This is a genomic window from Mycobacterium sp. E2699, assembly GCF_001666745.1.
GTDB lineage: Bacteria > Actinomycetota > Actinomycetes > Mycobacteriales > Mycobacteriaceae > Mycobacterium.
The window spans coordinates 104883-126069 of record NZ_LZJH01000033.1 but is presented as its reverse complement, the minus strand read 5'-3'; the positions used below and the strand labels follow the sequence as shown (position 1 = coordinate 126069).

At 69.4% G+C, this 21187-nt stretch carries 22 protein-coding genes; 4 read left to right on the top strand and 18 right to left on the bottom strand.

The features are described 5' to 3' along the window. Positions 1 to 52 precede the first annotated feature (52 nt). Positions 53 to 946 (top strand): TauD/TfdA family dioxygenase, encoded by an 894-nt coding sequence (locus A5696_RS03820; protein WP_067873630.1) that lies wholly within the window; start codon positions 53 to 55, stop codon positions 944 to 946. A gap of 86 nt (positions 947 to 1032) precedes the next feature. Here A5696_RS03820 and A5696_RS03815 read toward each other — a convergent pair whose 3' ends face one another. The 3 genes from A5696_RS03815 to guaB form a co-directional block, all read right to left on the bottom strand. Next, positions 1033 to 2778 (bottom strand): GMC oxidoreductase, encoded by a 1746-nt coding sequence (locus A5696_RS03815; RefSeq protein ID WP_067873627.1) that lies wholly within the window; start codon positions 2776 to 2778, stop codon positions 1033 to 1035. 130 nt (positions 2779 to 2908) lie between these two features. Continuing rightward, the gene (locus tag A5696_RS03810; RefSeq protein WP_067873819.1) at positions 2909 to 4036 is read right to left on the bottom strand and encodes a GuaB3 family IMP dehydrogenase-related protein; all 1128 of its coding nucleotides are present in this window, start codon (positions 4034 to 4036) and stop codon (positions 2909 to 2911) included. 14 nt (positions 4037 to 4050) lie between these two features. Continuing rightward, on the bottom strand, positions 4051 to 5649 hold the full coding sequence (gene guaB, locus A5696_RS03805) for an IMP dehydrogenase (protein WP_067873816.1): 1599 nt from the start codon (positions 5647 to 5649) through the stop codon (positions 4051 to 4053). A gap of 150 nt (positions 5650 to 5799) precedes the next feature. Between guaB and A5696_RS03800 the strand changes: the two genes are divergently transcribed. Continuing rightward, the gene (locus tag A5696_RS03800; RefSeq protein WP_066933952.1) at positions 5800 to 6210 is read left to right on the top strand and encodes a DUF5319 domain-containing protein; all 411 of its coding nucleotides are present in this window, start codon (positions 5800 to 5802) and stop codon (positions 6208 to 6210) included. 1 nt (position 6211) lies between these two features. On the opposite strand, the gene A5696_RS03795 is transcribed toward A5696_RS03800, so the two are convergent. From A5696_RS03795 to A5696_RS03785, 3 genes are all read right to left on the bottom strand, one after another. Then, complete coding sequence (locus tag A5696_RS03795) at positions 6212 to 6982, bottom strand: anti-sigma-D factor RsdA (RefSeq protein ID WP_082968898.1); 771 nt, start codon at positions 6980 to 6982, stop codon at positions 6212 to 6214. After that, complete coding sequence (locus tag A5696_RS03790; protein ID WP_067873813.1) at positions 6975 to 7550, bottom strand: sigma-70 family RNA polymerase sigma factor; 576 nt, start codon at positions 7548 to 7550, stop codon at positions 6975 to 6977. The genes A5696_RS03795 and A5696_RS03790 overlap by 8 nt, the downstream gene beginning before the upstream one ends. A gap of 81 nt (positions 7551 to 7631) precedes the next feature. Next, positions 7632 to 8444: a hypothetical protein gene (locus A5696_RS03785; RefSeq protein ID WP_067873621.1), complete on the bottom strand. Its 813-nt coding sequence runs from the start codon at positions 8442 to 8444 to the stop codon at positions 7632 to 7634. Between the two features lie 367 nt (positions 8445 to 8811). Here A5696_RS03785 and A5696_RS03780 point away from each other — a divergent pair, with 367 nt between their 5' ends. Continuing rightward, entirely contained in the window at positions 8812 to 9120 is a 309-nt protein-coding gene (locus A5696_RS03780) for a WhiB family transcriptional regulator (RefSeq protein ID WP_067873618.1), read from the top strand. Between the two features lie 28 nt (positions 9121 to 9148). Here the strand turns inward: A5696_RS03780 and A5696_RS03775 are convergent, their stop codons facing one another. Beyond that, positions 9149 to 9568: a nuclear transport factor 2 family protein gene (locus tag A5696_RS03775; protein ID WP_067873615.1), complete on the bottom strand. Its 420-nt coding sequence runs from the start codon at positions 9566 to 9568 to the stop codon at positions 9149 to 9151. 110 nt (positions 9569 to 9678) lie between these two features. Here A5696_RS03775 and A5696_RS03770 point away from each other — a divergent pair, with 110 nt between their 5' ends. Continuing rightward, on the top strand, positions 9679 to 10401 hold the full coding sequence (locus tag A5696_RS03770; RefSeq protein ID WP_067873612.1) for a superoxide dismutase family protein: 723 nt from the start codon (positions 9679 to 9681) through the stop codon (positions 10399 to 10401). A 34-nt stretch (positions 10402 to 10435) separates the two neighbouring features. Here A5696_RS03770 and A5696_RS03765 read toward each other — a convergent pair whose 3' ends face one another. From A5696_RS03765 to A5696_RS03715, 11 genes are all read right to left on the bottom strand, one after another. Next, positions 10436 to 11536 (bottom strand): ferritin-like domain-containing protein, encoded by a 1101-nt coding sequence (locus A5696_RS03765; protein ID WP_067873609.1) that lies wholly within the window; start codon positions 11534 to 11536, stop codon positions 10436 to 10438. A gap of 167 nt (positions 11537 to 11703) precedes the next feature. Further along, entirely contained in the window at positions 11704 to 12177 is a 474-nt protein-coding gene (locus A5696_RS03760; RefSeq protein WP_067873606.1) for a hypothetical protein, read from the bottom strand. A 198-nt stretch (positions 12178 to 12375) separates the two neighbouring features. Further along, a complete protein-coding gene (gene groL, locus A5696_RS03755; RefSeq protein ID WP_067873603.1) occupies positions 12376 to 14001 on the bottom strand; it encodes a chaperonin GroEL in 1626 nt (541 codons plus the stop codon). A 198-nt stretch (positions 14002 to 14199) separates the two neighbouring features. Then, positions 14200 to 14502: a co-chaperone GroES gene (gene groES, locus A5696_RS03750; RefSeq protein ID WP_007167930.1), complete on the bottom strand. Its 303-nt coding sequence runs from the start codon at positions 14500 to 14502 to the stop codon at positions 14200 to 14202. 328 nt (positions 14503 to 14830) lie between these two features. Further along, entirely contained in the window at positions 14831 to 15868 is a 1038-nt protein-coding gene (tsaD, locus tag A5696_RS03745; protein ID WP_067873600.1) for a tRNA (adenosine(37)-N6)-threonylcarbamoyltransferase complex transferase subunit TsaD, read from the bottom strand. Next, a complete protein-coding gene (gene rimI, locus A5696_RS03740; RefSeq protein WP_067873597.1) occupies positions 15865 to 16332 on the bottom strand; it encodes a ribosomal protein S18-alanine N-acetyltransferase in 468 nt (155 codons plus the stop codon). Before rimI ends, tsaD begins: the two co-directional genes overlap by 4 nt. Further along, positions 16329 to 16958: a tRNA (adenosine(37)-N6)-threonylcarbamoyltransferase complex dimerization subunit type 1 TsaB gene (gene tsaB, locus A5696_RS03735; protein WP_067873810.1), complete on the bottom strand. Its 630-nt coding sequence runs from the start codon at positions 16956 to 16958 to the stop codon at positions 16329 to 16331. Before tsaB ends, rimI begins: the two co-directional genes overlap by 4 nt. Then, positions 16955 to 17419 carry a tRNA (adenosine(37)-N6)-threonylcarbamoyltransferase complex ATPase subunit type 1 TsaE gene (tsaE, locus tag A5696_RS03730; RefSeq protein ID WP_067873594.1) on the bottom strand — a complete coding sequence of 155 codons (465 nt, stop codon included), beginning with the start codon at positions 17417 to 17419 and terminating at the stop codon, positions 16955 to 16957. The genes tsaB and tsaE overlap by 4 nt, the downstream gene beginning before the upstream one ends. Continuing rightward, positions 17412 to 18464, bottom strand: a complete 1053-nt coding sequence (locus tag A5696_RS03725; RefSeq protein WP_197516878.1) for an alpha/beta fold hydrolase — start codon at positions 18462 to 18464, stop codon at positions 17412 to 17414. The genes tsaE and A5696_RS03725 overlap by 8 nt, the downstream gene beginning before the upstream one ends. Positions 18465 to 18516: 52 nt before the next feature. Then, positions 18517 to 19683: an alanine racemase gene (gene alr / locus A5696_RS03720; RefSeq protein ID WP_197516877.1), complete on the bottom strand. Its 1167-nt coding sequence runs from the start codon at positions 19681 to 19683 to the stop codon at positions 18517 to 18519. Between the two features lie 103 nt (positions 19684 to 19786). Then, positions 19787 to 21172: a glutamate decarboxylase gene (locus A5696_RS03715; protein WP_067873585.1), complete on the bottom strand. Its 1386-nt coding sequence runs from the start codon at positions 21170 to 21172 to the stop codon at positions 19787 to 19789. Between the last annotated feature and the right edge of the window lie 15 nt (positions 21173 to 21187).

Below are 21187 nucleotides of genomic sequence, written 5' to 3'. Positions count from 1 at the left end.
CTAACTCATGTAGTCAGTTGACTACAGCGAACTTCACCGAAGGACGGAAGAAATGACCGACTCCATCACCGTCACCAAGCTGGGCAGCCGGATCGGTGCCCGACTCGACGGCGTGCGCCTCGGCGGCGACCTCGACCAGGGCACCGTCGACGAGATCCACCGGGCACTGGTGACCCACAAGGTGATCTTCTTCCGCGGACAGGACCATCTCGACGACGAGCAACAGCTCGCCTTCGCCCGGCTGCTGGGCACCCCGATCGGCCACCCGGCCGCGGCCTTCCTCGCCGGCAAGGACGCACCGGTCATCACGCCGATCAACTCCGAATACGGCAAGGCCAACCGCTGGCACACCGATGTCACGTTCGCGGCCAACTACCCGGCGGCGTCGATCCTGCGCGCGGTCACCCTGCCCAGCTATGGCGGCTCGACCCTGTGGGCGTCGACGGCGGCCGCCTACGAGCAGCTGCCCGAGCCGCTGAAGTGCCTCGTCGAAAACCTCTGGGCGCTGCACACCAACCGGTATGACTACGTGAACGCCGAACAGCTCACCGACGCGCAGCGGGCGTTCCGGCAGGCCTTCGAGAAGAAGGAGTTCCAGACCGAGCACCCCGTGGTGCGCGTGCACCCGGAAACCGGCGAGCGGACGCTGGTGCTGGGAGATTTCGTGCGCGGTTTCACCGGGCTGGACAGCTACGAATCGAGCGTGCTGTTCGAACTGCTACAGCGCCGAATCACCGTGCCCGAGAACACCATTCGCTGGAGCTGGGCGTACGGCGACGTCGCGATCTGGGACAATCGGGCGACCCAGCACCGGGCGATCGACGACTACGACGGCCAGCGCCGGCTGATGCACCGGGTCACGCTGATGGGCGACGTGCCGGTCAACGTGCACGGGCAACGCAGCCGCGTCGTCAGCGGTGCCCCACTCGACGCGCTCGCGAGCTGACCTGCAGGGGTGGTGACGACCCGCAGCGCCCGGTCCCCCGCAAGCGGGAGGTGCCCCCAACGCGCGCCTCGCGATCGTCACGGCCGTCAGCCCGCACTGCTCACCGGGTCGATCGGTAGCCAGCGCAACGCGCCGGGCGCGTGCGCCGGGACCACCGGGTGCTCGGGCGGGATCGGGTTCAGCCGGCGGTAGGTGTCGCCCTGCAGCGGCCGGACGTCGTTCTGGCCCCTGTTCGGCCAGAGCGACGCGGCCCGCTCGGCCTGCGCGGTGATGGACAGCGACGGGTTGACGCCCAGGTTCGCCGAGATCGCCGCGCCGTCCACCACGAACAGCGTGGGGTAGCCGTAGACCCGGTGGTACGGGTCGATGACGCCGTGTTCGGGGCTGTCGCCGATCACCGCGCCGCCGAGGAAGTGGGCGGTCAGCGGGATGTTGAACAACTCGCCCCAGGTGCCGCCGGCCACGCCGTCGATCTTGGCGGCGATGCGCCGGGTGACCTCGTTGCCGACCGGGATCCACGACGGGTTCGGCTGGCCGTGCCCCTGCTTGCTGGAGTACCAGCGGATGCCGAGCTTGCCGCGCTTGGTGAACGTCGTGATCGAGTTGTCCAGGTGCTGCATCACCAGTGCGATCACCGTGCGCTCGCTCCACTGGCGCACGTTGATCATCCGCAGGATGCCGCGCGGGTCCTCCCGGCCCTGCTGTAGCAACTGCTTCCAGCGCGGCACGTAGTTTTCATCGGGCCCCTCGGCCCCGGGGCCGTCGGTCATCAGCGTCTGCAGCAGCCCCATCGCGTTGGAGCCCTTGCCGTAGCGGACGGGCTCGATGTGGGTGTCCGACGTCGGGTGGATCGACGACGTGATCGCCACCCCGTGCGTCAGGTCCAGCTCGGGCAGCACCTCGAGCGTCGCGGCCCCGACGATCGACTCGGAGTTGGTCCGGGTCAGCACGCCGAGGCGCTTCGACAGGCGGGGCAGCTTGCCCTTGTCGCGCATGTTGAACAGCAGGTGCTGCGTGCCCCAGGTGCCCGCGGCCAGGATCAGGTTTTCCGCGGTGAAGGTGCGCCGGTCGCGCCGCAGCCAACTCCCGGTGCGAACGGTGTGGACCTCCCACAGGCCGTCGGGACGCTGCTCGAAGCTCTTCACCGTGGTCATCGGAATGACTTGCGCACCATGGGATTCGGCGAGGCCGAGGTAGTTCTTCACGAGGGTGTTCTTGGCCCCGTAGCGGCAGCCGGTCATGCAGCAGCCGCATTCCAGGCAGCCGGTGCGGTCGGGCCCGGCCCCGCCGAAATACGGGTCGGGCACGGTCTTGCCCGGCGCCTTGGTGCCGTCCGGCCCGAAGAACACCCCCACCGGCGTCGGCACCCAGGTGTCGCCGCAGCCCATCTCGTCGGCGACTTCCTTGACCAGGCGGTCGGCATCGGTGAACGTCGGGTTCTCGACGACGCCCAGCATCCGCTGCGCCTGTTCGTAGTGCGGCGCCAGCTCGTCGCGCCAGTCGGTGATGTGGGCCCACTGCGGGTCTTTGAAGAACGGCTCCGGCGGCACGTACAAGGTGTTGGCGTAGTTGAGCGAACCGCCGCCCACGCCGGCGCCGGCCAGGATCATCACGTTGCGCAGCGGGTGGATCCGCTGGATGCCGTAGCAACCCAACTTGGGCGCCCACAAAAACTTGCGCAGGTCCCAGGAGGTCTCGGCGAATTCCTGGTCGGAGAAGCGGCGGCCGGCCTCCAGCACCCCCACGCGGTAGCCCTTTTCCGTCAGCCGCAGCGCGCTGACGCTGCCACCGAACCCCGAACCGATGATCAGGACGTCGTAATCCGGCTTCATGGCACCAGTATGGCCGTACCCGCCGGTAACTAACCAGGGGCCTCGAGCACCGAGCCGTTGGCACGAGCGTGAAGCTGGCCGCACATTGGGAGCCGAGCGTGAAGCTGGCCGCACGTTCGGCCGCCGAAACTCAGCTACCGACCGTCAGGCCGACCTTCTGGAACTCCTTGAGGTCGCAATAGCCGGCCTTGGCCATCGACCGGCGCAGGCCGCCGACCAGATTCAGGCTGCCGAACGGATCGTCGGACGGGCCGCCCAGGACCTGCCGCAGCGGCGGGCGCTCGCCCACGGCGATCTGCAGCAGCGCCCCGCGCGGCAGCGACGGGTGCGCCGCCGCGGCCGGCCAGAACCACCCGCCGCCGAGCGCCTCGGCGGCCTCGGCCAGCGGCGTGCCCAGCATCACCGCGTCGGCGCCGCACGCGATGGCCTTGGCCAGCTCGCCGGAGGTGTGGATGTCGCCGTCGGCCAGCACGTGCACGTACCGGCCGCCGGTCTCGTCGAGATATTCGCGGCGCGCGGCGGCCGCGTCGGCGATCGCGGTGGCCATCGGCACGCTGATGCCCAGCACCTCGTCGCTGGTGGTCACGCCGCGGGTGGAGCCGTAGCCGACGATGACCCCGGCGGCGCCGGTGCGCATCAGGTGCAGCGCCGTCCGGTGATCCAGCACCCCACCGGCGACCACGGGGATGTCGAGCTCGGAGATGAAGGTCTTCAGGTTCAGCGGCTCACCGTCGCTGGCGACCCGTTCGGCCGAGACGATGGTGCCCTGGATGACCAGGAGGTCGATCCCGGCCTGCAGCAGCGCCGGGGTCAGCGCCTGCGCGTTTTGCGGGCTGACCCGCACGGCGGTGGTCACGCCGGCCTCGCGGATGCGGGCGACCGCCGAGCCCAGCAGGTCCGGGTCCAGCGGCGCGGCGTGCAGCTCCTGCAGCAACCGGATCGCCGCCGACGGTTCCGGCTCCTTCTCGGCGGCCTCGAGCAGTTGGGCGATCTTCGCCTCGACGTCGGCGTGCCGGCCGATCAGCCCCTCGCCGTTGAGCACGCCCAACCCGCCGAGCCGGCCCAGCTCGATGGCGAATTCCGGCGACACCAGCGCGTCGGTCGGATGCGCGATGACCGGGATCTCGAACCGGTAGGCGTCCAGCTGCCAGGCCGTCGACACGTCCTGCGACGAGCGGGTGCGCCGCGACGGCACGATGCTGATCTCGGACAGTTCATACGTGCGACGGGCGTTGCGGCCCATCCCGATCTCGACCATGGCCAGTTCGCTGTTCACCGCGCGAAGTAGTTGGGGGCTTCGACGGTCATGGCGACGTCGTGCGGGTGGCTCTCGCGCAGGCCCGCCGCGGTGATCCGGACGAACTGCGCCTGCTGGAGCGCCTCGATGGTGGGCGAGCCGGTGTAGCCCATCGCCGCCCGCAGGCCGCCCGTCAGCTGGTGGATCACCGACGACAGCGGCCCACGGAACGGCACCCTGCCCTCGATGCCCTCGGGCACCAGCTTGTCCTCGGAGAGGGCGTCGTCGGCGAAATAGCGGTCCTTGGAATAGGACTTGCCGCCGCCGCGACCCTGCATGGCGCCCAGCGAGCCCATGCCGCGGTAGCTCTTGAACTGCTTGCCGTTGACGAAGATCAGCTCGCCGGGCGCCTCCGCGGTCCCGGCCAGCAGCGAGCCCAGCATGGCCGTCGACGCGCCGGCGGCCAGCGCCTTGGCGATGTCGCCGGAATACTGCAGCCCGCCGTCGGCGATCACCGGCACACCCCTCGGCCGGCAGACCGCGACGGCCTCCAGGATCGCCGTGATCTGTGGCGCGCCGACGCCCGCCACGACGCGCGTCGTGCAGATCGATCCCGGTCCCACACCGACCTTGACGGCGTCGGCGCCGGCGTCGATGAGCGCCGCGGCCGCCGCCCGGGTGGCGACGTTGCCGCCGATCACCTCGACGCGGTCGCCGACCTCGGCCTTGAGCTTGCCGACCATGTCGAGCACCAGCCGGTTGTGCGCGTGCGCGGTGTCGACGATCAGCACGTCGACCCCGGCATCCACCAGCATCATCGCCCGCACCCAGGCGTCACCGCCGACGCCGACGGCGGCGCCGACCAGCAGCCGCCCGTCGCTGTCCTTGGTGGCCAGCGGGTGCTGTTCGGTCTTGACGAAGTCCTTGACGGTGATCAGTCCGGTCAGCCGGCCGTGGCCGTCGACGACGGGCAGTTTCTCGATCTTGTTGCGCCGCAACAGCCCCAGCGCCGCGTCGGCGGACACGCCCTCCTGGGCTGTGATCAGCGGGGACTTGGTCATGACCTCGGCGACCTGCTTGGTCTGGTCCACCTCGAACCGCATGTCGCGGTTGGTGATGATGCCGACGAGAGCGCCGGACTCGTCGACCACCGGCAGCCCGGAGATCCGGAAGCGGGCGCACAGCGCGTCGACCTGCGCCAGCGTGTTGTCCGGCCGGCAGGTGACGGGATCGGTGACCATGCCGGCCTCCGAGCGCTTCACCATCTCGACCTGGCCGGCCTGTTCGGCGACCGGCAGGTTGCGGTGCAGCACGCCCATGCCGCCGGCCCGGGCCATCGCGATGGCCATCCGTGACTCGGTGACGGTGTCCATCGCCGAGCTGACCAGCGGCACCTTGAGCCTGATCTTCTTGGTGAGCTGGCTGGAGGTGTCCGCCGTCGCGGGGACCACGTCGGAGGCCGCGGGCAGCAGCAGGACGTCGTCGAACGTCAGGCCGAGCATCGCGATCTTGTCCGGGTTGTCGCCGCCCGTCGGCACCGGCTCGTCGGACAGTCCCGCGAGACGGGGGTCGCGCACGTACGGGCCGACAACGAGGTCGGAGCTTTCTTCCAAGTGGGACATGCCACGGGTCATCGGGAGGCCCTCCATACGCGCGCGGAGTGAGAAGCCCATCCTATCGGCTCCCGCGGCACCCGGACCCGCTTGTCCGGGCGTGCCGCGCAGGGCGGGCGGCGGGCATGTCCCTGCTGGCGCTATGACGGCCCCCCTGCGTAGGCTAGGGGCGTGCGTGACCACCTCCCACCGGGTTTGCCACCCGACCCGTTCGCCGACGACCCCTGCGATCCGTCGGCGGCGCTCGAAGCCGTCGAGCCCGGGCAACCGCTGGATCAGCAGGAGCGGATGGCGGTCGAGGCCGACCTGGCCGATCTGGCCGTGTACGAGGCCCTGTTGGCGCACAAGGGGATTCGCGGGCTGGTGGTCTGTTGCGACGAGTGCCAGCAAGACCACTACCACGACTGGGACATGTTGCGGGCCAACCTGCTGCAGCTGCTCATCGACGGCACGGTCCGCCCGCACGAGCCCGCCTATGACCCCGAACCGGACTCCTACGTCACGTGGGATTACTGCCGGGGCTACGCCGACGCCTCACTCAACGAGGCGACGTCGGACGCCGACGGATTCCACCGCCGCTGAGTCAGGGCGTCTCGTCCGGCGCCGCCGATGACGGCGTCGACGAATGCGCGTGATGCCGATGCCGCCCCGAGGACGGGCTCGTCGTTGTCGGGCTCGTCGTCGAACTTGCTGATGGGCTCGGTGGGGTCGTACTCGGCGGGGCCGACGACGTCGACGAGGCGGCCGGCGCCTTGGGTTTCGGCGCGGCGGGCGGCACCGTCGCGTTCGGGTTGCGGGATTCCACGCGGGTGTTCAAGAGATTGACCTCGTCCAGCAGGTCGTTCCGGCTTGCCCCGTCGTTCATGGACTGCACGGTGCTGCTCACCTGGGCCAGCTGGTTCTGGGCCTGCGCCCACTGACCCTGGTCGATCATTTGCTGGACCTTGGCCAGCTCGGCCTTGGCGGACAGCTCGATCTGGCTGTCGTTGACCCTCGGCTGGTCGAAGAACATCGCGTGCAGGCCGTAGAGCGTGTCCCCGGGACGGGCCTCGACCACCATGGCGCCGAACCCACTCAGCGCCAGCAGCGTGGCGGCGACCGATCCGATGGTCGCCAGGCCCCGGCGGGCGCGCCGCCGCTCGGCGAGCCCGGTGTGCAGCGCTTCGATGGCCTCCTCGGGCGACACCAGCGCGCTGGCCGGCGGCCACCGCAGGTCGTCGCGCCAGTCCTCCAGCAGCACGGCCAGCGCTTCGAAATTGGGGTCGTCGGGATCGTCCAGATCGACCGGTCGCCGCTCGGCGAGCGCGTCGAGGAGCAAATCGGTGTGGGCGAACTCGTCCAGGGATTCAGGCATAGTCACCCGCCGCGACGATTTCGGACTTGAGCCGGGACAGCGCCCGGTGCTGGGCCACGCGGACCGCTCCGGTGGTGCTCCCGACGGCGGCGGCGGTCTCCTCGGCGGACAGGCCGACGACCACGCGCAGGATCAAAATCTCCCGCTGCTTGGCGGGCAGGATCTCGAGCAACTCGTTCATCCGGCTGACCGAGTCGGCCTCGAGGGCCCGCTGCTCCGGGCCCGCCTCGGGCGACCAGCGCTCCGGAACGGTTTCGGCGGGGTAGGCGCGATCACGGCCGGCCGCTCGGTGCGCGTCGGCGATCTTGTGGGCCGCGATGCCGTACAGGAAAGCAAGGAACGGGCGCCCGCGCTCCCGGTACCGCGGCAGCGCCGTGATGGTGGCCAAGCACACCTCCTGAGCTACGTCGTCTGCTGACAGACCGCCCCGTTCGACCGTGCCGACTCGCGCCCGGCAATATCGCACGACAATCGGACGGATGGTCTCCAGCACCTCCCGTAGTGCGTTGCGGTCTCCCGCCACGGCCTCCGCAACCACAGCGTCGAGACGTTCGCCTTGAATTGTCATCGACGGCGGTATCTCCAACGTTACGAATGGGACACATCGCGGGCTAACAGTCGAAATGACAATAGCGGGCGGAAGGCCGTTTTAAGCGCAACGCCACGCGCCCCCGGCGCGCCGCACCTGGCCTGCGCAAATATCGCGAATTTCAACCAGTTTTTGTGCTGAAAACGTGACGCTTTCGATGTCGATCAGCAAGCAAGCCAACGCCCAGCGAAGCGGTATCAGGCCCAGCCGACCGGTGGCGTCCAGCGCCGCCTCCGCGACCGCGCGGGCGCGCTCTGCGTCGCCGGCGCTGCACAGCGCGGCGGCCAGCACCACGTCGCTTTTCACCCGGTGCCGCGCCGAGGGTTGGCCCATCGCGTCGGCGAGTTCCACCGCCTCCTCGGCGTGCCGCACGGCCGATTCGCCGTCGCCGGTGGCCATCGCCAGCTCGGCGGCCACCCACCGCCGGCGCACCGGCAGCCGGTCGGGGACCGCGTCGTGTCCGAGGTCCACGCGACCCAACAACGTTGCCGCGGCGGCGAAGCGGCCGACGCCCAGCGCGTCGGCCGCCAGCCCGATCAGCGCGTCGGCGCGGGCCTCGGGATCCGTGCCCGCCAGCGCCAGGGCGCGCCCGTCCCAGCCCCGCGCCACCGCATGCCAGCCGAGCTGGCGCAAGAACGACCCCTGGGTGCTGTGCGCCAGCGAGATCAGCCGGCCGTCCGCGGCGTCGCGCCGCAGCGCCGCCAGGTCGCAATAGGCGCTGCCGTAGCGGCCCTGCCCGCCCGCCGCGACGGCGCGCAACCACAGTTGCTCCGGAGTGGTCGCGGCGGGCAGCGGCCAGTTATCCGGTCGCCCGCCGAAGGCGGCGCCGGCCAGCGTGTGCTGAATCACGGAAGTGTGACGAGTTTCAATCACGGTGATAGTAGTAAACACTTCGTGCTGATCGTGTTACCGAACTGTTAATCACAATGGGTCGCGTACTAATTGCTCCACCTCCCGCCGCGGCCGCTGAGCTGGGAAATCTCGGTTCGGTCAAGTGCCTGCTAGCACGGTTTTCGGTCGCCGAATGGGTGGCAGATGAACGGCGAGTAAATTTTGCTACAACGCTTACATATTTTGCCGACCTAAGTGGCTATTGACGGAAATTCGCCGCCGCACCTAAGTTCTAGGTTTGTCGGGTAGTCATCGGTGACTCCACTCCAAATCAGTTTGCACGGTCGCTTCTCGGGCGCTTCGCGAAACCCGTCCTTCTGGGCGTGCCGTGCAGAGAGGGAACGATCCTATGCCACAGCCGGAGCAGCTACCTGGGCCCAACGCCGACATCTGGAACTGGCAACTGCAAGGCCTGTGCCGTGGCGTTGACTCGTCGATGTTCTTCCACCCCGACGGCGAGCGGGGTCGCGCCCGCATGCAGCGCGAGCAGCGCGCCAAGGAGATGTGCCGGCAGTGCCCTGTCATCCAGGAGTGCCGTTCCCACGCCCTGGAGGTCGGCGAGCCCTACGGCGTCTGGGGTGGCCTGTCGGAGTCCGAGCGCGACCTGCTCCTGAAGGGCGACATCGGCCGCAGCCGCGGCATCCGCCGCTCGGCCTGATCGGCCCGCTCCCCCCGGCCGGCCTGATTCACCGCGCCTCGCCCGTCTCCGCCGTCCACTGTGCGTACTCGTTGCCGGCCGAGAGGTCCCAGAAGGTCGATGTGTGCAACGAGCCGTCGTCGCCGAATTTGTAGATCTCGATGCTCTGAATGACCGCCGGTTGCCCGTTCACGGTGCCCGAGTTGCGGATGACGGCCGCGCCGGTGGCACCGCATACGTAGAGCAGGTCGATGCCCAGCTTCCAGTCGGCGTTCGGCGAGGCGTCCCACACCTCGCTCATGACGTCCCATCCCCGCTTGACCGGCGTGCCGACAGGATCCTCCATCGTGACCTCGCCCGGCACGACGCGCTTCCAGTGCGCGAGCCACGCCTCCTTGTCACCGGCATTCCACAATTCCACGTGCCGCCCGACCGCCGCGCGGATCTCATCGGCTGTGGGTGCTGACATCTCTTTCCTCCTGGCGTAGTCCCCGCCTGCGATGAGCATTGCGCCCGTGGACGGGTTTGCATAGGGGTTCAGCTCGTTTCGACATGCGCTAACGGGGGTAAGACCGGTCAATGAATAAGGGTTTGGCCTTCGCCGCCGCGGCGCTTACCGCGACCATCGCACCGTTAGCTGCATGCGCAAACCAGGGCGGTAACCAGTCCGCCGCGTCCTCCAGCGCGCCACCCGGTACCGAGCGGATGACCACGCAGGTGAAGAGCTCCGACGGGACCCAGATCGCCACCGCCACCTTCGATTTCGCGAACGGCTATGCGACGGTGACGGTGGACGCCGGACCCAACCAGGTGCTGAGCCCGGGCTTCCACGGGCTGCAAATCCACTCGGTCGGCAAGTGCGACATCGCCGACTTCAGCTCCGCCGGAAGCGTTTACCAGGCGCCGAATCACACCGGTTATCCCGCCAGCGGCGACCTGACCGCATTGCAGGTGCGCTCCGACGGCTCGGCGAAACTCGTCACGACGAGCAACTTGTTCACCGCCGCGGACCTGAGAAACAGCTCGGGTACCGCGCTGGTCATCCACCAGACGGCGGACAACCTCGGCGGCGCCCCGGCCGCTGAATCGAGCAAGCGCATCGCCTGCGGTGTGATCACCGCGGCGTCCGCGACCACGACATCGTCGACCACGGAGACCACCAGCGTCACCACGGTCACCACGTCGGTGCCACCGCCGTCGACCAGCACGAGCACCAGCACCGTGACGGTCACCAGCGCCCCGACCGCCACGTCGACGCCGTCCTACACGACGACGCCTCCGAGCCTGCCGCCCAGCCGGTGACGCGCCGTCGCCGCCGATCAGCCGCGGCCAGGCCTCAGCTCGCGCCCGCCGCGATCACCTGGTCCACTTCGACGGCCCGCTCGGCCATCTCGGCGTGCGCCTTGTCCAGCGCATCGGCCTGATCCTCGTCGGCCTTCATCAGCGCCTCGATGTCCAAGCCGCTCATGTCGAGGACGCCCATGTCCCGGAAGGCCTTCTGCACCCTGCTGCCCCACAGCCCGATGTCCTTGACGATCGGCACGATGCGGCTGAACAGGTGCGAGCGGAACTGGATCATCAGCGGCGAATTGTCGACCCACTCGGCGCACGCTTGGACGTCGAGGCCGAGGGTCTCGAAGACCTCCTCGCCGCGGAACCGGTCGCGCATCAGGTAGCAGGCGTCCACGACGAACTGCTCGCGCTCGTCCCGTTCGGCTTCGGTCAGCTCGGAGTAATAGTCCTTGAGCGAGATCCGGCCGAAGGCGACGTGCCGCGCCTCGTCCTGCATCACATAGGCCAACAGCTGTTTGGCCAGCGAGTGCTGCGGCACCATGTCGCGCAGCACCCCGAAGGCGGCGAGTGCGAGCCCTTCGATGAGGACCTGCATGCCGAGGTAGGGCATGTCCCAGCGCGAGTCGCGCAGGGTGTCGTCGAGCAGCGCGGTCAGGTGCGTGTTGATCGGGTAGACGAGGCCGACCTTCTCCTGCAGGAAGCGCGAGAACGCCTCGACGTGCCGGGCCTCGTCCATGGTCTGGGTGGCCGCATAGAACTTCGCGTCCAGGTCCGGGACGACCTCGACGATCTTGGCGGAGCAGATCATCGCCCCCTGCTCTCCGTGCAGGAACTGCGAGAACTGCCACGCCTGGGAGTGCAGGCGCATCTCGGCGCGCCGGGATGCGTCGGCGGCCTCCCACACCGGGCTACCGAACAGCGGATGAAACTCGTCGGGCAGCCCGACCGGGTTGGTCGGGTCGACGTCCTGCGCCCAGTCGATGCGCGACTGGGCATCCCACTGTTTGTCCTTGCCCTTTTGGTACAGGGATAGCAGCCGGGCCCGGCTCTCGTCGTACTCCCACGTGAAGCGCGCGTCGCCGACACTGGGGACCTCCCACGAGTAGGGCGTCGGCACGTCCGTGTACTTGTCCCTCGTGGTCATGAGCTGCGCCTTTCTGCCCGGAGTGACCAGTGGTCATATGACCAGTATCACATTGCACCCGAGTCCAGCGGTGCGTCAAGCCTGGGGCGCTCAATTACCGCGAGCAGACGCAAAAGCCCCCGCACGCTCGGCGTGTCGGGGGCTTTTGCGTCTGCTCGCCAGGGCCGTCACATCGGGCCTGATCGACTGCGGGACGCGCCCGCCGCGGACGGGTCCGCCCTCCTCCTCTGCTGGCCCGTTCGAACCAAAAATACGCCGAAAGTCACCACACAAATAGCGAGGTAAGCCATCATGAAGTACTTCCCTTCGAATGCCGCCTGCATATGCACACCCGAGACGGCAATGCCAATCATCCCGAGCAGATAAGCCAACGGGATGATCAGCAATACATACGGTGAGAGTTTCTTCGCCCGCCGACTGACCAGGAAGTACAAGAAGCCGGTCAGGAAGTTGGAGACCCCGAATGCACCCAAGAGAAAGTACTGGTCAGGTGGCGTGGTGAGCGGATTGAAGCCGGCAATGTGCACCGCCGACCAGCGCAGCAAGAAAGTATGCATGAATCCGCGGACCACATCCAGGATGCCAAGGAAGAAAAGCACCGCGGCCGGAAGCTGGAATATATCCTTTGTCTTTTCTGCCATGAGTTTGCTGGCCTCCTGGATATTGTGTCCGCCCGTTTCGGGCCGGCGTCTTCATTTCGAACGAATAGTCCGCGTGGCGGTCGGCGTCTTGGCTGATCTTTCCCGACGAGTTGTATGTAGCTCAGGTCGGACGTTCAGTGCGAGCTCTCGACGAAAACACCCCCGGCCGTCGTGACCGGGGGCGCTTCGTCTCAACCTCTAGTGATGGTGGTGATGACCGTGGCCGTGGCCGTGGTCGTCTTCCGCCTCGGCGGGCTTGTCCACCACCGCCGTCTCGGTGGTGAGCACCATCCGGGCCACCGACGCCGCGTTGACGACGGCCGACCGGGTCACCTTGACCGGGTCGATGACGCCGGCACCGAGCAGGTCGCCGTAGGCGAGCGTTTCGGCGTTCAGCCCCTGCCCGACGGGCAGCTCACTGACCTTGTTGACCGCGACCGCGCCGTCCAGCCCCGCGTTGCTGGCGATCCAGTACAGCGGCGCCGCCAACGCCTCGGAGAACACGTCGACGCCGAGCGCCTCGTCGCCGCTGAGCGTCCCGCGCAGCTCCTTCAGCGCCTTGCGGGCGTGGATGAGCGCCGTTCCGCCGCCGGCGACGATGCCCTCCTCGACCGCGGCCTTGGCCGCCGCCACGGCGTCCTCGACGCTTTCCTTGCGCTCCTTGAGGGCGGTCTCGGTGGCGGCGCCGACCTTGATGACGGCCACACCGCCGGCCAGCTTGGCCAGCCGCTCCTGCAGCTTCTCGCGGTCCCAGTCCGAGTCAGTGCTCTCGATCTCGGCGCGCAGCTGCTTGATGCGGGCCTCGACCGCCTCCTTGGAGCCGCCGCCGTCGACGATGATCGTGTCGTCCTTGCCGACCACCACGCGCCGCGCCGAGCCCAGCACTTCGGTGTCGACCTCGCGCAGCAGCAGTCCGGCGTCGGGGTTGATCACCTGGCCGCCCGTGACCACCGCGAGGTCCTCGAGGAACGCCTTGCGGCGGTCGCCGAAGAACGGCGCCTTGACCGCGACGGCCTTCAGCGTCTTGCGAATCGAGTTGACGACCAGCGTCGCCAGGGCCTCGCCCTCGACGTCTTCGGCGACGATCAGCAGCGGCTTGCCGCTCTCGGCGATCTTCTCGAGCATCGGCAGCAGATCGGGCAGCGAGCTGATCTTCTCCTGGTGCAGCAGGATCACCGGGTCGTCGAGCACCGCTTCCTGGGAGTCGAAGTCGGTGACGAAATATGCCGACAAGAAGCCCTTGTCGAAGCCGACGCCCTCGGTGAACTCCAGCTCGGTGCTCAGGGTGGAGGATTCCTCGACGCTGACCACGCCGTCGGCACCGACCTTGGTCATCGCCTCGCCGACCAGCTCGCCGATCTGCTGGTCGCGTGACGACACCGTCGCCACCTGCGCAATGCCTTCCTTGCCGGCCACCGGGGTGGCCTCGGCGAGCAACGCCTCGGACACCGCGTCACCGGCCTTGCCGATCCCCACGCCCAGGGCGATGGGGTTGGCGCCGGCGGCGACCATGCGCAGCCCGTCCTTGACCAAGGCCTGCGCGAGCACGGTCGCCGTGGTGGTGCCGTCACCGGCGACGTCGTTGGTCTTGGTGGCCACCGACTTCACCAGCTGCGCGCCCAGGTTCTCGAACGGGTCCTCCAGGTCGATCTCACGCGCGACGGTGACGCCGTCGTTGGTCACCGCCGGGCCGCCGAATGCCTTGGCCAGCACCACGTGGCGGCCGCGCGGGCCCAGCGTCACCCGTACCGCGTCGGCGAGCTTGTTCACGCCGGCCTCCATGGCGCGGCGCGCGGTTTCGTCGTACTCAATGATCTTGCTCATCAGGCTCCTTCCGCCCGGCGTCGTTGCGGTCCGTGTGAACGGACCGCTGAGGAGCCGGGCAACTCGAACTCCGCCCGGCGACGATGCGGTCCGTGTGAACGGACCGCTGAAGAGCCGGGCAATTCAAACTCCGCGAACGCATGCCGCCCCGGAAATCACCCGCGCAATGACGGGGATCGCCGGGGCGGAACACGGTCCTTACTTGGATACGACAGCCAGCACGTCGCGGGCGGACAGGATCAGGTACTCCTCGCCGTTGTACTTGATCTCGGTGCCGCCGTACTTGCTGTAGATGACGGTGTCACCCTCCGAGACGTCCAGCGGGATCCGCTTCTCGCCGTCCTCGTCCCAGCGGCCGGGGCCGACGGCGACGACGGTGCCTTCCTGCGGCTTCTCCTTGGCGGTGTCAGGAATGACCAGACCGGACGCGGTCGTGGTCTCGGCCTCGTTGGCCTGCACGAGAATCTTGTCCTCGAGTGGCTTGATGTTCACCTTCGCCACGATTGGAGCCCTCCACTAGTTCGATCGGGCCGGGGCCTGCGGCCCCGACGGGGTTAATTACGCGTCCGGGGCGTTCACCCCGGACATTTGTAGGTCTCGGGTCCGGGGCGGGGTGCCCCGGACCGGAGTTGGCGGTCGGTCCGGGGCCAGCCCCGAACCGTCCGAATCATCAGTTGATCCAGCATCCATCCGTTGCCCGAGCGCCGTCGTCGCGGGTGCCGGCACAGGGCTTGGCCGATTGCCACCTAGCACTCTATACATGCGAGTGCTAGCACTCAAGGCCGCCCTGGTGCTTCTGTCGTGTCAGCCTGTCCGCGCTGAGCGAACATCAGCCCACCTGCGCCTTTACCACCGGCAGACCGGGGTCGCTGGGCACGTCCAGGGGCGACGGCGGCGCCCCCGCTGCCACCAGATGCGCGGCGAAGGACGCGATCATCGCGCCGTTGTCGGTGCACAACCGCGGCCGGGGGATGCGCAGCGTCAGGCCCGCCGCCGCGCAACGCTGCGTGGCCAGCTCCCGCAACCGCGAGTTCGCGGCCACACCCCCCGCGATCAGCAGGGTGGAGACGCCCAGCGCGGTCGCCGCGCGTACCGCCTTTTTGGCCAGCACGTCGGCGACGGCCTCCTGGAAGCCGGCGGCGATGTCGGCGGTCGCGGCGTCGGGGTGGCTTTCCACGTACCGCGCGACGGCGGTCTTCAGCCCGGAGAAGCTGAAGGCGTACGCGTCGTCGCCCGGGCCGGTCATGCCGCGCGGGAACGAGATGGCGTCACGATCGCCGGTGCGGGCGAGGTCGTCGAGCACCTTGCCGCCGGGATAGCCCAGCCCCAGCAGCCGCGCCACCTTGTCGTAGGCCTCGCCGGCGGCGTCGTCGACGGTGCTGCCCAGCTCGACGATCGGTTCGCCGAGGGACCGCACGTGCAGCAGGTGGGTGTGCCCGCCCGACACCAGCAGCGCCACACACTCGGGCAACGGCCCGTGTTCGTAGACGTCGGCGGCCAGGTGTCCGCCCAGGTGGTTGACGGCGTAGAACGGCACACCCCAGGCCGCCGAATACGCCTTGGCCGCGGCGACTCCCACCAACAGGGCGCCGGCCAGCCCGGGCCCGATGGTGGCCGCGACAATGTCCGGTTTCTGGTCCGGCCCGTCCAGGCCCGCGGCCGCCAGCGCGCGGCGCATGGCGGGGCCCAGCGCCTCGAGGTGGGCGCGGGAGGCGATCTCGGGGACGACGCCGCCGAAGCGGACGTGTTCGTCGACGCTGGAGGCCACCTCGTCGGCCAGCAGCGTCACGGTTCCATCGGCGTCGAGCCGCGCGATGCCGACTCCCGTTTCGTCGCACGAGGTTTCGATGGCCAGTACGACCGTCACCGCGGCTCCCTGCGCATCGTGTACGCGTCGGCGCCGCTGACCCGGTAGTAGCGCTTGCGCAGGCCGATCTGCTCGAACCCGGTGCTGCGGTACAGCGCGATGGCGGCCTCGTTGTCGGTGCGCACCTCCAGGTACACGGCGCCCCCCTCGGCGAAGGCGAGCAGCTCGTCGAGCAGGCGGCGGCCGATGCCACGGCCCTGGTAGGCCGGGTCCACGCCGATGGTGTGCACCTCGTACTCGAACGGCGGGGTGCGGCCCAGCCGCGAGATGCCGGCATAGCCGACCAGCGTGCCGGCGACGCGCGCGCCCACGTAGTGGTTGTGCTTGCCGGCCAGTTCGCGGTTGAAGGCCACCGCGGGCCACGGGTCGTCGCCGGGGAACAGCTGGGCCTCCAGCTCGGCGCAGCGCGGTGCGTCCGCCGGCGTCAACGCGCCGATGGTCACCGACTCGCGGCAGGCCGTCATCGGGGGGCCGCCAGGGGCTTGGCGTCGGGCCGGCGCAGGTACAGCGCGACCAGGGGGAGCGGGCGCTCGGACCAGTCGGGTACCGCGGCCACCAGGCCGGCCGGCGTCGGCGAGACGGGCCCGCATACCGGCAGGCCGAACAGCGCCGCGTGCTCGGGCGAGCCGGCCACCGCGCGCGCCGGCCCGGGGTCGACGTCGGCGGGGGCGCCGACTCCGGGTCCGGCCATGCGGAACCCGTCGCGGTAGCGGGCCCAGTACACCTCGCGCCGGCGGGCGTCCGTCACCACCAGGACGTCGCCGGAGGTCCGCACCCCGATGGCGTCCAGGCTGCAGACCCCGCGCACCGGGATGCCCAGCGCGTGGCCGAACGCCGCAGCGGTGGCCATCCCGGCCCGCAGCCCGGTGAACGGGCCGGGGCCGCAGCCCACCACGACGGCGTCGAGATCGGCCATCGTCAGCGCGGCGTCGGCGAGGGCGGCCACCACGTTGGGTGTCAGCCGCTCGGCGTGCGCCCGGGCGTCGACGGTGACCCGCTCGGCCAGCACGGTGTGGACGCCACGCTCGAGCCGTACCAGGCCCGCCGTCACGGCCGGGGTGGCGGTGTCAAGGGCGAGAACGAGATTCACGGCCGCCCCCACTGCCAGGTGGCGATCCGGACGTCGGAGTGACAGACCCGCTCCAGGCGGACGTCGAGGTGCCGCTCGGAGAGGCGTTCGGCGAGGCCCTCGCCCCACTCGACCACGACGACGGCGTCCTCGAGATCGGTGTCCAGGTCGAGCGAGTCGAGCTCGCCGAGCAGGTCGGCGCCGTGATCCAGCAACCGGTACATGTCGACGTGAATCATCGCCGGCGCGCCGGGCCGCCGCGGCGGATGCACCCGGGCCAGCACGTAGGACGGCGAGGTGACGGGCCCGTCGACGTCCATCGCCGCGGCAATTCCCTTGGCCAGCACCGTCTTTCCCGCACCGAGCGGGCCGGAGAGCACCACCACGTCGCCCGCCTTGAGCTGCTCACCCAGCCGCGATCCCAGCGCGACGGTGTCCTCGACGCGCTCGCACGTGGCGGTGCCCGCGTCACCGTCAGCCACGGCGGCGCAGCCGTTGCTTGAGCCGCCGGTAGCGCAGGGCCATCTTGCCCGGGACGGCGCGGTGCACCAGCCGGACCAGCCCGTCGTTGATGGCCTCGGGTTTGTCCAGCAGCGCCAGGTGGCTCGCGCCGCTGACGATCACCAACTCCGACAACGGCAGCGAGGCCGCCATCTTGCGCGAGTATTCGTCCGGCGTGAGCAGGTCGTGGTCCCCGCAAGCGATCAGGGTGGGGACCTTCAGCAGCGTCCACAGCCCGGCGGTTTCGTCGTGCTTTTCCAGGGCGTCCAGGAAGCCGACCATGGTGGCGATCGGGGTGCCGTTCATCATCCGCTGCGAGAACGCGTCCAGGCTCCGGCTGACCTGCAGGTCGCTGTAGGACGCGGCCCGCAGGATCGGGCCGATCAGCGACCGCGACACGTTGCGGCCGCGGTGCATCAGCTTGGGCGCGGACCGGGCGGTGAACCGGAACGCTTCCAGCGCAGGGTTTTTCAGGATCTCGCCCAGCGGGGACCGCGTGACCCCTTCGGCCGCGGAGGAAATGATCGCGGCGCCGACGATCCGGCTGCCGTACTGCTCGGGGAACTGGCGCGCGTGCGACAACACCGTCATGCCGCCCATCGAGTGGCCGACCAGCAGGACAACCCCGCGCGGCGCCACCGCCCTCAGCACTGTCTGAAGGTCCTCGCCCAGTTGCGTCAGCGTGTAGGTCTCGGGCTCGCCGGCGCCCGAGCGCCCGTGTCCGCGCTGGTCGTAGAACACCATCCGCACGGGCGCACCGAGCCGGTTGGGCAGCCGGGTCCGCTGGAAATGGAAGGCGCCCATGCGCAGGCAGAATCCGTGGACGAAGACCATGGTGACCTGCGCGTCCACCGGGCCGGCCTCGCGGACCGCGAGCGCCACCCCGTCGCGGGTGGTCACCACGTAGGCGCGGTCGTCGTCGATCCGCTCGAAATCCTCGTCGGCGTAAGGGTCTTCGCGGGTGGTGGTGCGCTGGGTCATCGATCGGCGGGCCGAGGCTCCGACGATGGTGGCGACGGCGGTCATGCCGGCGCCACCCGCAAGCCAGGCCCTGCCCCGGTGGCGCCTGCGGGTTTCCTCAGGGCTCAACGGTTTCGGCCTCGCGATAGGTTCGCCTGATCCGCCCTCGGGGGCTGGTGACCACTTCGTAGTGGATGGTGCCGAGCAGGTCGGCCCAGTCCTGTGCGGTGGGTTCGCCGCGGGTTCCGGGCCCGAACAGGATGGCCTCGTCGCCCTCGGCCACGTCGACGGGCCCGGGACCCAGGTCGACGACGAACTGGTCCATGCAGATCCGGCCGGCACCGGGCCGGCGCCTGCCGTTGATCAGCACCTCCAGGCGCCCGCCCAGCGAGCGGAACACGCCGTCGGCGTAGCCGATCGGCAGCAACGCCAGGGTGGTGTCGCACCGCGCCGTCCAGGTGTGCCCATAGGACACGCTCTCGCCGGCGCGAATCGACTTCACCAGCGCGACAGGGCATTTCACCGTCATCGCCGGGATCAATCCCATGTCGCCGAGGTCGGGCACCGGGCTCAGGCCATACACCGCGATGCCGGGGCGTACCAGGTCGTAGGCCAGGTCGGGTCGCGACATCGTGGCCGATGAGTTCGCCAGATGCGCCACCTCGAACCGCACACCCTCGGCGCGCGCCTGTGCCAGCGCGTCGGAAAACCGTTGGGCCTGAACGTCGTTGATGGGGTTCTCGGGCTGATCGGCGAACACCAGGTGCGACATCAGCCCCCGCAGCCGGATGGCGTCCTCCGCGACCGCCCGGCGCAGCGTGGTCAGCATAGCCGGGTACTGCGCCGGGGCGACGCCGTTGCGGTTCAGCCCCGTGTCCACCTTGACGGTGACCGTCGCCGTCCGACCGGTTCGGCGCACCGCGTCGGCCACCTCGTCGAGCTGGCGCACCGAGGACACGCCGATCTCCACGTCGGCCAGCAGCGCCGGCCCGAAGTCCATGCCGGGCGGGTGCAGCCATGCCAGCACCGGCGCGGTGATGCCGTCGGCGCGCAGCGCCAGCGCCTCGTCGACGGTGGCGACGCCCAGCTCGGCCGCCCCGGCGGCCAGCGCCGCGCGGGCGACCGGGGTGGCACCGTGGCCGTAACCGTCGGCCTTGACGACGGCCATCACCTGCGCGGCGCCGGCGCGCTCGCGCAGCACCCGGACGTTGTGCGCAACAGCGCCCAGGTCCACCACGGCCTCGGCGAGAACACCGGGCGTCAGGGATATCGGCGTAACGACCACGGGCGCCATTCTCCCAGAACCCCGCCAAGCGTCGCCGAGCGTCGACTTGTTGCGCAGATCACGGCCCTGATTGCCCAACAAGTCGACGCTCGGCGCCAAACGCTCAGTGCGCGAAGTGCTGGGCGTCGTAGTGCCCGCCTGGCTTGAGCTTGTCCAGCGACGCGAGGGCGGCGCGCGCGTCGTCGTGCAGCGCCCGGGCCAGGTCGGCCGAGAGGCCCTCGCGCACGACGATGCGCAGCACCGAGACGTGGGTGGCGTTGTCGGGCATCGTGTAGGCGGGCACCTGCCAGCCGTAGCCGCGCAGCTCGTGGGAGACGTCGAACTCGGTGTAGCCGCGGTCCTTGGCCAGCCGGAAGCTGACCACCGGGATCGCCGAACCGTCCGAGATCAGCTCGCAGTGCTCCCCCTCGCGCAGCTGCGCACCGAGCCAGCGCGCCGTCGACGACAGGCTCTGCATGACCTTGGTGTATCCCTCGCGCCCCAGCCGCAGGAAGTTGTAGTACTGGCCGACCACCTGGTTGCCGGGGCGGGAGAAGTTCAGCGTGAAGGTCGGCATGTCGCCGCCAAGGTAGTTGACATGGAACACGAGATCCTCGGGCAGGTGCTCGGCGCTGCGCCACACCACGAACCCGACGCCCGGATACGTCAGCCCGTACTTGTGGCCGCTGACGTTGATCGAGACCACCCGCGGCAGCCGGAAGTCCCACTCCAAATCGGGGTGCAGGAACGGCACGACGAAGCCGCCGCTGGCGGCGTCGACGTGCACCGGGACGTCCACGCCCCCGCCGGCCGCGAGCTTGTCCAGCGCCGCGCAGATTTCGGCGATCGGTTCCAGTTCGCCGGTGTAGGTGGTGCCCAGGATCGCCACCACGCCGATGGTGTCCTCGTCCACGGCGTCGACGACCTGCTCGGGCGTGATGACGTAGCGCCCCTCCTCCATCGGCAGGTAGCGCGGTTCGACATCGAAGTAGCGGCAGAACTTCTCCCACACCACCTGGACGTTCGAGCCCATCACCAGGTTGGGCCGGCGGCTCTCCCAGCCCTTTCCGACCTTGGCCCGCCAGCGCCACTTCAGCGCCAGGCCGCCCAGCATCACGGCCTCGCTGGAGCCGATGGTGGACACGCCGATGGCGCTCGAGGGGTCGTCGTCCTTGAGATTTTCGGCATGGAACAGGTCGGCCACCATGCAGACGCAGCGCTGCTCGATGGCCGCGGTGGCCGGGTACTCGTCCTTGTCGATCATGTTCTTGTCGAACGTCTCGGCCATCAGCTTGCCGGCCTCGGGATCCATCCAGGTGGTGACGAACGTGGCCAGGTTGAGCCGCGAACTGCCGTCGAGCATCAGCTCGTCGTGGATGAAGCGGTACGCGGCCTCGGGATCCATGGACTCCTCGGGGAGCCGCAGCGCGGGGATCGGCGCGGTGAACATGCGGGTGGTGTAAGCGGGGGCGATCGAGTGGGCCGGCACGGACGGATGGCTGCGGGACACGGCGGATCCTTTCTC

Bases quoted from the DNA above. Each gene is read 5' to 3' on its own strand.
- A5696_RS03725 (WP_197516878.1), bottom strand. From the start codon at position 18,464: ATGACCGCCGTCGCCACCATCGTCGGAGCCTCGGCCCGCCGATCGATG.
- A5696_RS03765 (WP_067873609.1), bottom strand. From the start codon at position 11,536: ATGACCACGAGGGACAAGTACACGGACGTGCCGACGCCCTACTCGTGG.
- A5696_RS03780 (WP_067873618.1), top strand. From the start codon at position 8,812: ATGCCACAGCCGGAGCAGCTACCTGGGCCCAACGCCGACATCTGGAAC.
- A5696_RS03795 (WP_082968898.1), bottom strand. From the start codon at position 6,982: ATGCCTGAATCCCTGGACGAGTTCGCCCACACCGATTTGCTCCTCGAC.
- A5696_RS03815 (WP_067873627.1), bottom strand. From the start codon at position 2,778: ATGAAGCCGGATTACGACGTCCTGATCATCGGTTCGGGGTTCGGTGGC.
- A5696_RS03775 (WP_067873615.1), bottom strand. From the start codon at position 9,568: ATGTCAGCACCCACAGCCGATGAGATCCGCGCGGCGGTCGGGCGGCAC.
- A5696_RS03790 (WP_067873813.1), bottom strand. From the start codon at position 7,550: ATGACAATTCAAGGCGAACGTCTCGACGCTGTGGTTGCGGAGGCCGTG.
- A5696_RS03760 (WP_067873606.1), bottom strand. From the start codon at position 12,177: ATGGCAGAAAAGACAAAGGATATATTCCAGCTTCCGGCCGCGGTGCTT.
- guaB (WP_067873816.1), bottom strand. From the start codon at position 5,649: ATGACCCGTGGCATGTCCCACTTGGAAGAAAGCTCCGACCTCGTTGTC.
- A5696_RS03810 (WP_067873819.1), bottom strand. From the start codon at position 4,036: ATGGTCGAGATCGGGATGGGCCGCAACGCCCGTCGCACGTATGAACTG.
- A5696_RS03770 (WP_067873612.1), top strand. From the start codon at position 9,679: ATGAATAAGGGTTTGGCCTTCGCCGCCGCGGCGCTTACCGCGACCATC.
- groL (WP_067873603.1), bottom strand. From the start codon at position 14,001: ATGAGCAAGATCATTGAGTACGACGAAACCGCGCGCCGCGCCATGGAG.
- A5696_RS03820 (WP_067873630.1), top strand. From the start codon at position 53: ATGACCGACTCCATCACCGTCACCAAGCTGGGCAGCCGGATCGGTGCC.
- rimI (WP_067873597.1), bottom strand. From the start codon at position 16,332: ATGACGGCCTGCCGCGAGTCGGTGACCATCGGCGCGTTGACGCCGGCG.